The sequence below is a fragment of the Aquabacterium humicola genome, assembly GCF_030167915.1.
GTDB classification, from domain to species: domain Bacteria; phylum Pseudomonadota; class Gammaproteobacteria; order Burkholderiales; family Burkholderiaceae_C; genus Pseudaquabacterium; species Pseudaquabacterium humicola.
Genome location: NZ_JARGNB010000002.1, coordinates 932,805 through 946,931 on the forward strand (window position 1 = coordinate 932,805; position 14,127 = coordinate 946,931).

15 protein-coding genes are annotated in these 14,127 nt (G+C 73.5%); 9 read left to right on the forward strand and 6 right to left on the reverse strand.

Annotated features, from left to right (window positions below):
* Positions 1-3 precede the first annotated feature (3 nt).
* Positions 4-1,230, reverse strand: coding sequence for a c-type cytochrome (locus P1K89_RS14530; protein WP_284617154.1), 1,227 nt, complete (start codon positions 1,228-1,230; stop codon positions 4-6).
* Positions 1,227-1,937 carry a c-type cytochrome gene (locus tag P1K89_RS14535; RefSeq protein WP_284617155.1) on the reverse strand — a complete coding sequence of 237 codons (711 nt, stop codon included), beginning with the start codon at positions 1,935-1,937 and terminating at the stop codon, positions 1,227-1,229. The genes P1K89_RS14530 and P1K89_RS14535 overlap by 4 nt, the downstream gene beginning before the upstream one ends.
* A gap of 163 nt (positions 1,938-2,100) precedes the next feature.
* Here P1K89_RS14535 and P1K89_RS14540 point away from each other — a divergent pair, with 163 nt between their 5' ends.
* Entirely contained in the window at positions 2,101-3,564 is a 1,464-nt protein-coding gene (locus P1K89_RS14540) for an aminotransferase-like domain-containing protein (RefSeq protein ID WP_284617156.1), read from the forward strand.
* A gap of 8 nt (positions 3,565-3,572) precedes the next feature.
* On the forward strand, positions 3,573-4,445 hold the full coding sequence (locus tag P1K89_RS14545) for a DMT family transporter (RefSeq protein WP_284617157.1): 873 nt from the start codon (positions 3,573-3,575) through the stop codon (positions 4,443-4,445).
* Here the strand turns inward: P1K89_RS14545 and P1K89_RS14550 are convergent, their stop codons facing one another.
* Complete coding sequence (locus P1K89_RS14550; RefSeq protein ID WP_284617158.1) at positions 4,446-6,821, reverse strand: helicase C-terminal domain-containing protein; 2,376 nt, start codon at positions 6,819-6,821, stop codon at positions 4,446-4,448.
* Between the two features lie 78 nt (positions 6,822-6,899).
* Here P1K89_RS14550 and P1K89_RS14555 point away from each other — a divergent pair, with 78 nt between their 5' ends.
* The 5 genes from P1K89_RS14555 to P1K89_RS14575 all read left to right on the forward strand — a co-directional run bounded on the left by P1K89_RS14555 (position 6,900) and on the right by P1K89_RS14575 (position 8,444).
* Positions 6,900-7,109, forward strand: coding sequence for a hypothetical protein (locus tag P1K89_RS14555; protein ID WP_284617159.1), 210 nt, complete (start codon positions 6,900-6,902; stop codon positions 7,107-7,109).
* A gap of 57 nt (positions 7,110-7,166) precedes the next feature.
* Entirely contained in the window at positions 7,167-7,289 is a 123-nt protein-coding gene (locus tag P1K89_RS14560) for a hypothetical protein (protein ID WP_284617160.1), read from the forward strand.
* A 119-nt stretch (positions 7,290-7,408) separates the two neighbouring features.
* On the forward strand, positions 7,409-7,858 hold the full coding sequence (locus P1K89_RS14565) for a hypothetical protein (RefSeq protein ID WP_284617161.1): 450 nt from the start codon (positions 7,409-7,411) through the stop codon (positions 7,856-7,858).
* Positions 7,855-8,004: a hypothetical protein gene (locus tag P1K89_RS14570; protein ID WP_284617162.1), complete on the forward strand. Its 150-nt coding sequence runs from the start codon at positions 7,855-7,857 to the stop codon at positions 8,002-8,004. Before P1K89_RS14565 ends, P1K89_RS14570 begins: the two co-directional genes overlap by 4 nt.
* Before the next feature lie 5 nt (positions 8,005-8,009).
* Positions 8,010-8,444 carry a potassium channel family protein gene (locus P1K89_RS14575; RefSeq protein ID WP_284617163.1) on the forward strand — a complete coding sequence of 145 codons (435 nt, stop codon included), beginning with the start codon at positions 8,010-8,012 and terminating at the stop codon, positions 8,442-8,444.
* 37 nt (positions 8,445-8,481) lie between these two features.
* Here P1K89_RS14575 and P1K89_RS14580 read toward each other — a convergent pair whose 3' ends face one another.
* Positions 8,482-9,741: an NAD(P)/FAD-dependent oxidoreductase gene (locus P1K89_RS14580; protein ID WP_284617164.1), complete on the reverse strand. Its 1,260-nt coding sequence runs from the start codon at positions 9,739-9,741 to the stop codon at positions 8,482-8,484.
* 111 nt (positions 9,742-9,852) lie between these two features.
* A complete protein-coding gene (locus P1K89_RS14585) occupies positions 9,853-10,776 on the reverse strand; it encodes a LysR family transcriptional regulator (RefSeq protein WP_284617165.1) in 924 nt (307 codons plus the stop codon).
* 147 nt (positions 10,777-10,923) lie between these two features.
* Between P1K89_RS14585 and P1K89_RS14590 the strand changes: the two genes are divergently transcribed.
* Positions 10,924-12,459: an amidase gene (locus P1K89_RS14590; RefSeq protein ID WP_284617166.1), complete on the forward strand. Its 1,536-nt coding sequence runs from the start codon at positions 10,924-10,926 to the stop codon at positions 12,457-12,459.
* A 15-nt stretch (positions 12,460-12,474) separates the two neighbouring features.
* On the forward strand, positions 12,475-13,446 hold the full coding sequence (locus P1K89_RS14595) for a Bug family tripartite tricarboxylate transporter substrate binding protein (protein ID WP_284617167.1): 972 nt from the start codon (positions 12,475-12,477) through the stop codon (positions 13,444-13,446).
* On the opposite strand, the gene P1K89_RS14600 is transcribed toward P1K89_RS14595, so the two are convergent.
* Complete coding sequence (locus tag P1K89_RS14600) at positions 13,418-14,083, reverse strand: TetR/AcrR family transcriptional regulator (protein ID WP_284617168.1); 666 nt, start codon at positions 14,081-14,083, stop codon at positions 13,418-13,420. The genes P1K89_RS14595 and P1K89_RS14600 overlap by 29 nt on opposite strands.
* Between the last annotated feature and the right edge of the window lie 44 nt (positions 14,084-14,127).

A 14,127-nucleotide genomic window follows, 5' to 3' on the forward strand; every position in this document is an offset into this window, starting at 1 on the left:
CGTTCACTGCAGCTTCAGCACGTCGATCTCGTCCACCGCCGATGCGCGGTTGCCCCAGCTCTGGCGCACGTAGCTGGCCACCGCGGCCATGTCGCGCGTGTCGAGCCCGGCGTGCGGCATGCTGTAGGGCTGCGGATTCGCGGCGGTGGCCGGCGCGAAGCTGCCGTGGCGCATCAGCTGCACGAGGTTGCGCGCGCCGGGCTGCTGCACCGTCGCATTGCCGGCCAACGGCGGGTAGGCGCCGGCGCGGCCTTCGCCCCGCTGGCCGTGGCAGTCGGCGCAATGGCGGCCGTAGAGCTCGCCGCCGCGCAGCAGCTGGGCCGGGGAGGCGGGCTCGGGCGGGTCGTCCGCCGGCTGCGGCTGCAAGCGCGTCAAGTACGCGGCCACGGCCTGCAGGTCGGCGTCCTTCCAATGCTGCGTGCTGCGGAAGATCACGGCGGCCATCGGGCCGGTCGCGCTGTCGAGCGCATTGCGGCCGCTGCGCAGGAGCTGCACCAGCTCGTCGGCCGAGGCGCGGCGGCCGGCGGACGGGTGCAGCGACGGCGCGTACCAGGGCTGGCCCAGGATGTCGCCGCCGGCCGGCGCAGCGGACGAGGCGCCCAGCACGTTGCGCGGCGCATGGCAGGCGGCGCAGTGCCCGAGGCCGTTCACGAGGTAGGCGCCGCGCGCGACCGGATCGGCGTCGGCAGCGGCGGGCGGCGGCGTGCCCGGCGTGAAGAACAGCCATTGCCAGACGGCGATCGCCGCCGGCGTGTCGTAGGGAAAGCGCAGCGCATGCGCGGTGTTCGTCCGGTTCACCGGCGGCAGGCTGCGCAGGTAGGCGAACAGCGCGTCGCTGTCCTCGCGCCGCACCTGGGTGAACGCGGTGTACGGGAAGGCCGGCAGCAGGCGGCGGCCGTCGCGCGAGCGGCCGTGGTGCAGCGCCCGCCAGAAGTCCTCGGCGCTCCAGCGGCCGAGGCCGGTCGCCGCATCGGGCGTCAGGTTGCCGGCGTAGACCATGCCGAAGGGCGTCGCCAGCCCGCGGCCGCCGGCATAGGCCGCGCCGCCGGGCATGGTGTGGCAGCCGGCACAGTTGCCCAGCGTCGCGAGGTAGGCGCCGTGCGCGATCTGTTGCGGGGTTGCGGCGGGCGGCGTGGCCTGGGTCGGATCGTCGGCGCTTCGGCCACCGCCGCAGGCGGCGAGCAGCGACGCCAGCAGCGCGGCGAGCAGGGCGCGCAGGGCGCGGCTCATTTCGCAAGGATCCCGCAGTCCATCGGCGGCCAGGGCGCGGGCGGCGCCGAGGCCGCCGGCGTCGCGGGCACCGGCACCGGCTGCGCGGCCAGCCATTGCGCGATCTCGCTGACCGCGTCGGCCGGCAGGCGCCTGGCGATCTGCGCCATGCAGTCGGGTGCGCGGCCCTGGCGCACGCCGCTGCGCCACGCGCCGAGTTGCGCGGTCAGGTAGCCGGCCGGCAGGCCGACGAGGCCGGGCACCATCGGCGCGATGCCGGTCAGCGCCTCGCCGTGGCAGCGCACGCAGGCCGGCACGCCGCGCGCGGCGTCGCCCTGGCGCACCCAGGCGGCGCCGCGCTGCGCGGCCGCACCGGCGGGGGCCGCGGCCGGCGGCGGGTACGGGGCATGCTGATCCGCGAAGTGAGCGGCCAGCGCCCGCATCGACGCCTCGCTCTGGTTCTCCAGCAGCCGCGCCATCGCGTCGTTGCGGCGCCGGCCGTCGCGGAAGGCCTGCAGCTGCTCGTGCAGGTAGCCGGCAGGCTTGCCGGCGATGCGCGGGATGTAGCCCTCGCGCGTCGGCACGTCGGTCAGGCGGTGGCAGGCGGTGCAGGCCAGCGCGCGCTGGGCCGCCGTGTCCGGCACGCGCGCATCGCGCGCCGGCTGCGCGATCGCCGGCAGCGTGGCGGCGAGCAGCGCCATCAGGCAGGACAGGGGGCGCAGCGGCATGGACTCAGCAGGCGGCAAGGGCGGGTCGGCGGACGTCCGGCAGTCTGCGCCGAGCCATCTGGTTTGAACAGGAGCAGAAATCCATCGGACCAACCGGATCAGATGGGCGGGAAATGCGCCGAACAGCCGTTGAGCCGGCCGCTGCTACGCAAGAATCGGTGCCATGCAGACCGAGGCCGATCAGATGTCCCGCGACGCGGGTCCGCGCTACCGCCGCCTGGCCGACGAGCTGGGCGAGGCGATCCGCGCCGGCGTGCTGCGGCCGGGCGACCGGCTGCCCTCGGTGCGCGAGACCTGCCGCGCGCGCGGCGTCAGCCCGTCGACCGTGTTCCAGGCCTATGCGCTGCTGGAGACGCAGGGCCTCGTCGAGCCGCGCGAACGCTCGGGTTATTTCGTGCGCGCGCTGCGCCGGCCGCCCCGCGCCGCGCCGGCGGCCGCCGACGCCCGCGGCGACGCGACGCCGGTGGCCGTCAGCGAGCTGGTGTTCGGGCTCGTCGGCTCGGCGGCCGATCCGGCACGGGTGCCGCTGGGCTCGGCCTTCCCGTCGGCGCGGCTGTTCCCGCTGGCCGAGCTGGCGCGCAGCGGCGCGCGCGCGATGCGCAAGCTCGATCCGGACCAGGTCACCGGCGCGCTGCTCGCCGGCGACCCCGCGCTGCTGCTGGCGCTGCGCCGGCGCTATGCGCTGCACGGCGTGGCACTGGCCGACGACGAGCTGGTGATCACCAACGGCGCGATGGAGGCGCTGAACCTGTGCCTGCAGGCGGTGACCCGGCCCGGCGACGTCGTGGCGATCGAGTCGCCGACCTTCTACGCGGCGCTGCAGGCGCTGGAGCGGCTGCAGCTGCGCGCGGTGGAGGTGCGCACCGATCCGCGCACGGGTGTCGACCTCGACGCGCTGGCCGCGCTGCTGCAGACGCAGCGCATCGCCGCCTGCTGGTTCATGACCAGCTTCCAGAACCCGCTGGGCGCGCTGATGCCCGATGCCCGCAAGCAGGCGCTCGTCGACCTGCTGGCCCGCCATGACGTGCCGCTGATCGAGGACGACGTCTATGCCGAGCTGCACGACGAGGGCCGCCGCCCGTTGCCGGCCAAGGCCTTCGACCGCGCCGGGCGCGTGCTGCACTGCTCGTCGTTCTCGAAGTGCCTGGCGCCGGGTTACCGCATCGGCTGGGCCGCGGCGGGCCGGCAGGCGCAGGCGGTGCAGCGGCTGAAGACGATGAGCACGCTGGCCACCTCGCTGCCGCCGCAGCGCGCGCTGGCCGACTACCTGGCGCAGGGCGGCTACGACCGCCACCTGCGCCGGCTGCGCGCCGCGCTGGCCGGCGAGCGCCAGCGCGCCTCGCGGCTGATCGAACGGCACTTTCCCGCTGGCACGCGAATGACGCGGCCATCGGGCGGCTATTTCGTCTGGCTGGAACTGCCGCCGCAGGTCGATGCGCTGGCGCTGCACCACCGCGCGATGGCGCAGGGCATCAGCACCGCGCCTGGCGCGCTGTTCTCGGTCGACGGCCGCTTCGACCACCACCTGCGCCTGAACCTCGGGCACCCGGGCGATGCGCGCGTCGACCGGGCGCTGCGGCAGCTGGGCGAGCTGGCCGGCGCGATGGCCGCGGGGGAGGCGGCATGATGCGGCCGATGCGCCGCGCGATTCCCCTGCTGTTCGTCCTGCTCTGGTCCACCGGGTTCATCGGCGCGCGGCTCGGCCTGCCGCACGCGCCGCCGCTGCTCTTCCTGGTGCTGCGCTATGCGATCGTGATCGCGGTGATGACCGGCGTGGCGCTCGCGATGCGTGCGCCGTGGCCGCAGGGCCTGCGCGCCTGGGCCGCGATCGGCATCGCCGGGCTGCTGGTGCACGGCCTGTACCTGGGCGGCGTCTTCATCGCCATCGGCCAGGGCCTACCGGCGGGCGTCACCAGCCTGGTGGTCGGCCTGCAGCCGCTGCTGACCGCGGTGGTCGCGGCGGGCTGGATGGACGAGAAGCTCGACGGCCGGCGCTGGCTCGGCCTGGTGCTGGGCTTCGCCGGTGTCGGCCTGGTCGTCGTGCAGCGCTTCGGCGCCGGATTCGGCGGGCCTGACGAAACGGGCTTTGGCCCGCGTGGCCTGCCGGCGGCGGTGCTGGCGCTGCTGGCGATCACCGCGGGCACGCTGTTCCAGAAGCGCTGGTGCCCGTCCTTCGACTGGCGCACCGGGCTGGTGGTGCAGTTCATCCCGGCGACCATCGCCACCGCGATCGCCGCGCTGCTGACCGAGCCGCTGCGCATCGAGTGGACCGGCGAGTTCGCCTTCGCGCTCGGCTGGCTGGTGTTCGTGCTGTCGCTGGGCGCGGTGAGCCTGCTGAACCACCTGATCCGCTCGGGCAGCGCCGTCGATGCGGCGAGCCTGTTCTACCTCGTGCCGCCGTCGACCGCGCTGATCGCATGGGCGCTGTTCGACGAGCGCCTGTCGGGGCTCGCGCTGGCCGGGCTGGTGCTGGCGGGCATCGGCGTGTGGCTGACGCGGCGGCGTTGATCACGCGGGACGCAGCACCTCGCACTGCCACCAGCCCGGCAGCAGCCGGCGCACGTCGGCGCGGCCGAAGCGGTCGTCGATCAGGTGCAGCGTGCCGGTGTCCTCGGGCGTGCGCACGACCCGGCCGGCGGCCTGCACCACCTTGCGCAGGCCGGGGTAGAGGTAGGCGTATTCGAAGCCCTGGCCGAAGCGCTGTTGCAGCCGCTCGCGCAGCGCCTCGTTCACCGGGTTCAGCTGCGGCAGCCCGAGGGTCGCGATGAACGCCCCGATCAGGCGCGTGCCGGGCAGGTCGACGCCTTCGGCGAACAGCCCGCCGAGCACCGCGAAGCCGATGCCGGCGCCGCCGGGCACGAAGCGCGCAGTGAAGGCGGCGCGTTCGGCCTCGTCCATGCGGCGGGCCTGGCGCCAGGCGGGCACGTCGGGATAACGTTCGATGAACGCGTCCGCCACCTGCGCCAGGTAGTCGTGGCTGGCGAAGAAGGCCAGGTAGTTGCCGGGTTGGCGGGTGAACTGCTCGCCGATCAGCCGCACGATCGGCGCGACGCTGGCGGCGCGGTCGCGCCAGCGCGTCGACAGCGACGGCACCACTCGCACCGCGAGCTGCGCGGGCGAGAACGGCGAGTCGACCTCCAGCCACGCGGCCTCGTCCGGCAGGCCCAGCGTGTCGGCGTAGTAGGGCATCGGCGCCAGCGTCGCGGAGAACAGCACCGTCGCATGCATCGCGGCGAAACGCGGCTTCAGGAAGGGCGCGGGGATCACGTTGCGCAAGGTCAGCACCGGCAGCGCGGGCCGGCGGCGGCGGGGCGGGGCTTCACGCCCGGTGTCAGGAACCGGGTCGCGGACCGGGTCGCGAACCACGTCGCGAACCAGGTCGATCAACGAGTGGGACGCGTCGTAGGCCTCCAGCAGCCGCGCGAAGTGCAGCAGCACGAAGTACAGCGCCATCAGCGCCGGTTCCGGCGGTGCGCGCGGCGCTTCGGCCAGGTGCCCGCCGATGGCCTCGATCAGCGCCCGCATCGCCTTGTCCAGGCGCGCCGGCAGCGCGGGCAGCACGCGGTAGGGCGCGACGTCTTCCTGCGCCAGTGCGCTCCAGGCGCGCCGCAGGCGGTCCAGCGGCTTGTGCAGCGACACCGGCGCGGCGGCCCGCGCGGCGCGCAGCTCGGCGGGATCGAGGCGGGCGCTGAAGTTGTCGCGCGAGCGCTCGATCAGGTTGTGCGCCTCGTCCACCAGCACGACGCTGCGCAGCCCGTCGGCCAGCGTCAGCCCGTGCAGCAGCGCGCCGTGGTCGAAGACATGGTTGTAGTCGCCGACCACCACGTCGGCCCAGCGCGCGAGCTCCTGCGAGAGGTAGTAGGGGCACACCGCGTGGTGGCGCGCGAGCTCGCGCAGCGCATCGCGCGTCAGCGGGGCATCGTGTGCGACAGCCTCGTCGCGCGCCGCGGGCAGGCGATCGAAGAAGCCGCGCGCCAGCGGGCAGGCGTCGCCGTGGCAGGCCTTGTCCGGATGCTCGCAGGCCTTGTCGCGCGCGGTCAGCTCGACGATGCGCAGCGGCAGCGCGCCGTCGTCGCCACCGCCGCGCAGGGTCTGCAGCGCGTGCAGCGCCGCCGCGCGCCCCGAGCCCTTGGCGGTCAGAAAGAAGAGCTTGTCCACCGCCTGCTCGGGCATCGCCTTCAGCGCCGGGAACAGCGTGCCCAGCGTCTTGCCGATGCCGGTCGGCGCCTGCGCCAGCAGCAGGCGGCCGCGGCGCACAGCGACGAACACGCTCTCGGCGAGCTGGCGCTGGCCGTCGCGGAAGGCATGCACGAACGCCAGCGGCCTCAGCGCAGCGTCGCGCCGGGCGCGGTGCGCCAGCTCGCGGTCGGCCCAGGCCAGGTAGCGTTCGCACAGCGCCTCGAAGAACTGCTGCAGCTCGGCGGCGCTGTGGCGCGTGACGTCGGACGATTCCTCGTGGTCGCGGTCGATGTCGACATAGACCACCGCGACGTTGCACGCCGGCGCGCCGTGGTCGGCGCACCACAGCGCGGCATAGACCATCGCCTGCGCGCGGTGCAGGGCGCGCTGGTTCGGGGGAATGGCGGCCGCGTTGCCGCGGCAGGTCTTCACCTCCTCGATCAGCGCACGCGCCTCGTCGACCCCGTCGGCACGGCCGCGCACCCGCAGGTGGCGGTGGCGGCCTTCCAGCGGCACCTCGGCGCGCCAGCCGTCGCCGCGCCGGCGCGCGATCACCTGGTGGCCAGCGATCCCTTCATCGGCGCTCGGCACGGGCGTGAAGCGGTGGTCCAGGTCGCCCTGCCGGGCCGCGAACTCGCACAACGCGCGCACGGCGACGGTCGCACGCGGCGGGTCGTCGGAAGGTGACGCGGCGAGCAGGGACAAGGTGACGAAACAGCTGGATGGGCATACAGTATCCACCAGTTGCCATTCCCGGCTGCGCCTGTCGACCCGTTGTCCGCCATGAACGCCCCGCTGTTGCCCCAGATCCTGCTGCGCCCCGCCGATCGAGAACCCGAGCTGCCGCTGTCCACCGAGGGCGTGCAGTGCTACGTGTGGCAGAGCCGTTTCGGCGAGATGCTGATCGAGGTGCACGACGGCGCGGCGTACGTCAACGGCCAGCGTGTCGAGCCGGTGGCCGAGACGCTGCGCCGCGACGAAGACCGCGGCTGATGCCCGACCCCTGCGAACCGCCCGGACCGATCTCCCCCACCTTTCCGAAAGCGCCCCATGACCCCCTGCATCCGCACCGACGCCCCGACCCGCCTGGCCGCGCTGCACTGGCGCCAGCATTACCAGCCGCGCAAGGACCCCACGCCGCGCTGGGTGCGCCGGCTGTGGTTGTGGTTCTGAAGCGGGCAGGTCGGTCGACCGCCGCGCGCTCCTAGCGGGCGAATTCAGCGGCCACCGCCAGCGGCCAGCCGCGACGCATCGAGGCCTCCGATGGTGGCCGGTGCGATGATGGCGAGGCCATGACCAACAATACCTTCGAGCACTTTCCCCAGCCGGAATGGAACGACGAGGACAGCGTCGCCGGCGCGCTCGACGCACTGCGCGACGCCCATGAAGAAGCGGCCGCCGACGACGCCACCGACCGCTTCCTGTGGGCGATCGGCAACAACCACGCCGGCACCTTCCATCCGGTCGTGCTGGCGGCGCTGCCGATGCTGGAGCAGTTGCTCGTCGACGGCAGCCCCTGGACGCAGCGCGCGGTCCTTGAGGCCCTGATCGACCTGGGCAGCACCTTCGTGCCCGAACCCGGGCACGAGACGTACCTCGGCGACGCGGTGCAGGACGCGGTGCGCGACTTCGTACGTTCGCTGCGTCCTCGTGTCGCACCGCTGGCCGACGCCGACGATGCGCGCGGCCGCAGCGCCGCCGAACTGCTCGAGTGGATCGATGACCTCGGGGACGCCGCATGAACAGCGCCGACGACCTCGGAACCGCATCCGAAGACCCGTCTGGCCGCGAAGTGCAGTGCTGGCACACCGACATCTACCAGCAACAGTCCGGCACATGGCGGGCGGTATGGTCGCAGGCCACCGAGCTGCGCCCGCGAGCGGGCTGACCCGCATGCCCTCCGTCATCGCCGCCTGCTGCCTGCTCGTCGTCGCGACCACGGTGCTGCACTACGAGGTGCTGCGCCTGGTCAACGCGCGGCTGCCCGCATTGCGCATGCCGGGCCGCGCCAAGCTGGTCGTCGTGATCCTCGCGGCCTTCGTCGCGCACGCGGCGGAGATCGGGTTGTACGGACTCGTGCTCGGCGCATTGGTCAACGGTCTCGGCGCGGGCACGCTGTCCGGCGCGGCCGAGCCGTCGATCTGGTCCTACATCTACTTCTCGGCCGAGACCTACACCTCGCTGGGTTTCGGCGACCTGACGCCCACCGGCCCGATCCGGCTGCTCGCGGGCGTCGAGGCGCTGAACGGGCTGCTGCTGATCGGCTGGTCGGCCTCGTTCACCTACCTGGCGATGGAGCAGTTCTGGAAGCTCGGGCCGGACCGCTAGCGCGGCGCGCGCCCGGCGTGCCGGCGCGCCCGTCCGATCACGCGGCGAAGCGCGCTGGCGAGAACGCCCCGGCGTCGACCAGGGGCGGCACGCCGTCGATCATGTCGGCGATCAGCCGGCCGCTGACCGGGCCCAGCGTGAAGCCCTGGTGCGCATGGCCGAAGTTGAACCACAGGCCCGGGTGCTTCGGTGCCGACCCGATCACCGGCTTCATGTCCGGCGTGCAGGGGCGGTTGCCGAGCCAGATCTCGTCGTCGACCGGCTCGCCCAGCGGCAGCAGCCCGCGGGCGGCCTGCAGCGCCCTCTGCAGCTGCACCGGCGAGGGCGGGGCGCCCAGGCGCGCGAACTCCGCACCGGTGCTCAGGCGGATGCCGCGGGCCATCGGCGCCAGCACGTAGCCGCGCTCGGCGTCCAGCAGCGGCAGCTGCAGCGACGGCCGGTCGGCCGCGGCACCGAAGTGGCGGTGATAGCCGCGCTTGACGAACAACGGCAGCCGGTAGCCCAGGCGCTGCGTCAGCGCGGCGGACCAGGGCCCGAGCGCGATCACCGCATGGCGGGCCTTCAGCGCGCCGTGCGCGGTGCGCACGCGCCAGCCCGCCCCGTCGGGCTGCAGGCTCGTCGCGTCGCCCAGGTGCAGCTCGCCGCCCAGGCGCCGGAAGCGCTGCGCATAACGCCTCACCAGCTCGCCGGGATCGCTGACGGTCCACGGGTCCAGCCAGTGCAGTGCGCCGGCGAGGCCCGGCCGCAGCGCCGGTTCTGCGGATGCGAGCGCCGCGCCGTCCAGCACCGCATGGCGCACGCCGTAGCGGCGGGCGACGTCGTCCGCGTGGGCGACCGCCTCCGCCAGCGCCGCAGGCGTGCGGAAGACGATGCGAAAACCGTCGCGCCGCAGCAGCGGCTCGGCCTCGCTGTCGTGCAGCAGCGCGGCATGCTCGTCCTGGCAATGGGCGATCAGGCGGGCGTAGTCGTCGGCGATGCGGCGGTGGCGGGCCGGTGCGGAGTGCCACCAATAGCGTGCCAAAGGCGCGGCCAGGCCGGGCAGCGCGCGCAGGTGCCAGTTCACCGCCGCACCGCGGCGCAGCGCGGCGTCGATCAGCGCCGGCCATTGCCGCGGAAAGGCATACGGCACCACCGCTTCGCGCTGGATGATGCCGGCATTGCCGTGCGAGGTTTCGCGGCCGGGCGCGCGGCGGTCGACCAGTGCGACCGCGTGGCCGCGCCGGGCCAGTTGCAGGGCGGTGGCGACGCCGACGATGCCGGCCCCGAGCACCAGGATGTGAAAGCGCCCGGACGCCATGGTTGGGTACTGCTTGAAACCTTGGGTGGAACGGATTGTCGAGCCGCGCGCCGCCGCGCACGTGACAACTTTCACAAACTGTCGTTGCGTCGATCGCAACGCAACACGGGCTCACCAGTCGCGTTCCAGCACGCCGCGCAGGTGGTCCAGGAAAGCCTGCGCCGCCGCCGGCAGCGTGCGGCCGGCCAGCGTCTGCACCTCGAAGTGGCGCTCGTTCATCTCGCGGTCGCGCAGCGGCACGGCCACCAGCGTGCCGGCCTTCAGCCGCGAGCGGATCGCCGCCTCGCCGCACAGCGACAGCCCGCCGCCGGCGCTGACGAAGGCGACGATCGGCTCGAGCCGGTTGGTCTCCAGCACCGCATCGACCTTCAAGCCCTGGCGCGCGCAGCTGATCTCGAGCAGCTGGCGCAGCGTGGAGTGCGGCGGCGGCAGCGCCAGCGGATGCGCCACCACCTGCGACAGCGCGAGCTGCCGTCGCGACGCCAGCGCGTGGTCCGGCGCCATCATCGCGAGGATAGGCGCCGGATGGCGCAGCGCGACGTCGATGTCGCGCTCGGAGCTCATGCCGAAGGTGATGCCGATGTCGACGTCGCCATGGCGCAGCGCCTGCGGAATCTCGGCCTGCAGCCGCACGTCGAGCTGGAAGCGGATGCCGCGGTACTCGCGCTGGAACTCGGCCACCAGCGCCGGCAGGAACTCGGACGCAAAACCATCGGTGCTGGCCAGCCGCACGGTGCCGGTGCGCAGGCCGCGCAGCGACTCGATCTCGGCGGCGACACGCTCGACGTCCTGCCACGCGCGCTTGGCATGCACCGCCAGCAGCTCGCCGGCGGAGTTCAGCCGCATGCCGCGCGCACGGCGCTCGAACAGCAGCGTGTCCAGCGACTGCTCCAGCCGCGCGATGCTGCGGCTGACCGCCGACGGCGCGACATGCAGCCGTTCGGCGGCGGCGGTCACCGAGCCGGTCTGCACCACTTCCAGGAAGTGGCGCAGCACCGGTTCCTGCAGGATGCGCTGGTCGATCTTGCGGGGCATGGCGCGTCGGCAGGGTGGTGGTGGAAGAGGATTGCGCGAACAGCAACGATGGATTCTAGAGACGGCCGTTGATGACGGTGCTAGGGCTTCCCTAGCATCGGCGTCGTCGAGGGGCCGTTCCTGGCGCCGGACGAGAGGACCGATGGCATGACCGCATCCGCTGCGCCCACTTCCCTGGCCGAGTTCTCCGCGGTCGACCTGCGCCGCCTGATCGGCCGGCGCGAGATCTCGCCGGTCGACCTGCTCGAGGCCTGCATCGCGCGCATCGAGACGCTGAACCCGTACGTCAACGCGGTCACCGCGACCTGCTTCGAGCGCGCCCGCGTCGAAGCCCGTGACGCCGAACGCGCGGCGCGGCGCGGCGAGCCGCTCGGCCTGCTGCACGGCCTGCCGGTGGGCGTGAAGGACCTGGAGCCGACCGCCGGGCTGCTGACCACCTTCGGCTCGCCGAACTTCCGCGGCCATGTGCCGAGCGAGGACGTCGAGCTCGTCGCGCGCCTGCGCCGCGCCGGCGGCATCGTCGCCGCGAAGACCAACGTGCCCGAGCTCGGCGCCGGCGCGAATACGCGCAACCCGGTGTGGGGGGCGACCGGCAATCCGTTCGATCCCAACCTGAACGCGGGCGGGTCCTCGGGTGGTTCGGCCGCGGCGCTGGCGCTGGACCTGCTGCCGGTGTGCACCGGCTCCGACACTGGCGGCTCGCTGCGCATCCCGGCATCGAAGTGCGGCGTCGTCGGCTTCCGGCCGTCGCCCGGGCTGGTGCCGAATGCGCGGCGGCTGCTCGGCTGGTCGCCGATCTCGGTGGTCGGGCCGATGGGCCGCACGGTCGAGGACACCTGCCTGCAGCTGGCCGCCACCGCCGGCGTGTGTGCCGGCGATCCGCTGAGTTATCCGGTGGACGCGGCATCGTTCCTGTCCCTGCCGCCGGCGGAGCTCGGCCGCCTGCGCGTCGGCTGGACCACCGACTTCGGCTGCTGCGACGTCGATCCCGACATTCGCGCCGCGTTCGCCGGCAAGGTCGCCGCGATGCGGCACCTGTTCGCTTCCTGCGACGAGCTGCACTTCGAGCTCGGCGACGTGCACGGCACGTTCGACGTGCTGCGGGCGGAGGCCTTCGTCGCCGGCACGCGCGAGGCCTACGAGCGCGATCCGGACAGCCTGGGCCCCAACCCCCGCGCCAATTACGAGATAGGCGCGCGCATGAGCCTGCGCGACTGCGCCTGGGCGCAGGCCGAGCAGACGCGCATCCTGCAGCGCTGGCAGCGCCAGACGGCGGAGGTCGATCTGGTGCTCGCGCCGACGACGCCGGTGTCGCCCTTCCGCTGGACCGAGCCGCATGCGCTGCTGGTCGACGGCCGGCCGCAGGCCAACTACTACCGCTGGCTGGCGCTGACCTACGTCACCACGCTGACCACGCACCCGGCGATCACGCTGCCCTGCGGTACCGATGCGCTCGGCCTGCCGTTCGGGCTGCAGGTGGTCGGCGGCTTCCGCGGCGATGCGGCGCTGCTGTCGGCCGCGCTGGCGCTGGAGCGGGCCTTCGCCCAGGTTGCGGCGCTGCGGCGGCCGCGGCCCGACCTCCACGCGCTGCGCCATGCCGAACCGGCGCTGCATTCGATCGTCACCGCGCCGCCGCTGCCCGACGGTCGCCCGCTGCACACCGCCGCCACGTCCGTCGTCTGACCGAGGAGAACCTGCATGATGCGCCGCCTTGCCCTTGCCGCCGCCGCGGTCCTGATCGCCGGCGCCGCGCCGGTCTTCGCCGCCGAAGCCTGGCCCGCCAAGCCGATCACGCTGGTGGTGCCGTACAGCCCGGGCGGCGCCACCGACACCATCGCCCGCATCCTCGCCAGGCACATGGCCGAGAAGCTGCGCCAGCCGATGCTGGTCGACAACAAGCCCGGCGCCGGCACCGAGATCGGGGCCACGCTGGTCGCCCGGGCGCCGGCCGACGGCTACACGCTGCTGATCTCGTCGAACACCACCTTCACCGTCAACCCGGCGCTGAAGCCCAGGCTGCCGTACTCGCCGGAGAAGAGCTTCGAGTCGATCGGCATCATCGGCTCGTCGCCGCTGATGCTGCTGGCGAACCCGGGCTTCGCGGCCGGCGACATCAAGGGCCTGGTCGCGCAGGCCAAGGCACGGCCGGGCAAGATCAGCTACGCATCCTTCGGCGCCGGCACGACCTCGCACCTCGCTGGCGAGATGCTGAAGGTGATGGCCGGCATCGACATCCTGCACGTGCCGTACAAGGGCAGCTCGCCGGCGATGGCCGACCTGGTCGGCGGCCAGGTCGACCTGAGCGTCGATACGCTGGTGGCGGCGATCCCGATGCTGAAGGGCGGCAAGGTCAAGGCGCTGGCGATCACGTCGCCCAGGCGCTCGCCGCAGCTGCCGGACGTCCCGACGATCGCCGAGGCGGGCTACCCGGACTACGAGATGGTCGCGTGGATCACCGTCGTCGCGCCGCGCGGGCTGCCGGCGTCGGTGCAGCAGAAGCTGTCGTCGACACTGGCCCAGGTGGTGGCCGAGCCGGCCGCGCGTTCGGCGCTGGAGCAGGCCGGCATGGACCTGCAGTTCCAGCCCGGCAGCGCCTTCGACGCGCGTGTCGCGCGCGAGCTGCCGCTGCTGCGGGCCTACGTCAGCCGCGCGAGGATTTCACTCGACTGACCGCGCCCGGGCGGCGCACCGGCGCCGCATCGGCCCCATCGAGCTGACGCACGATGTCGTCGAGCATGGCGTCGCGCAGCGTGCGCGGATCGCCCGTCGGCAAGCCGATGCCGACCGCCAGGAACAGGTAACCCAGCACCTTGCAGCGACACAGGTCGTGCGCGCTTCGGCTGGCGGCCGCACCGGCCGACGGCAAACACGCGTCGACCAGCGCTTGTGCATGCGCCCGGAACGCCGCCGCCGGGCCGCCGGCGAACACCTCGCCTTCGGCCGCGCCGCGCTGCACGTCGAACATCATGCGCCAGGCGTGCGGGTGCTCGAGCCAGTAGTCGATGTAGCCGGCGTAGAACGCGCGCAACCGGGCCGGCGCGGCATCGCGCGGGCGAAGACGGGCCAGTGACGCCGCCAGCGCGTCGGCGAGCGCTTCGTCCCACGCGCCCATCACCAGCGCGCTCTTGTTCGAGAAGTAGCGGTAGAGCCCCATCGCCGAGAGGCCGACCGTGTCGGCCACCGCGCGCATCGTCACCGCGTCGTTGCCGCCCTCGAGGTGCAGCGTGCGCACGGCGGACAGGATGTCGCGGCGCAGCGCATCCTGCTCGGGGCCGGGGCGGCGGCGGGGCGTATGGAGATCGCTCAACGGAACGAAGCCGGGTCGTGCATTGCGACGCATTGTCGCGTCGC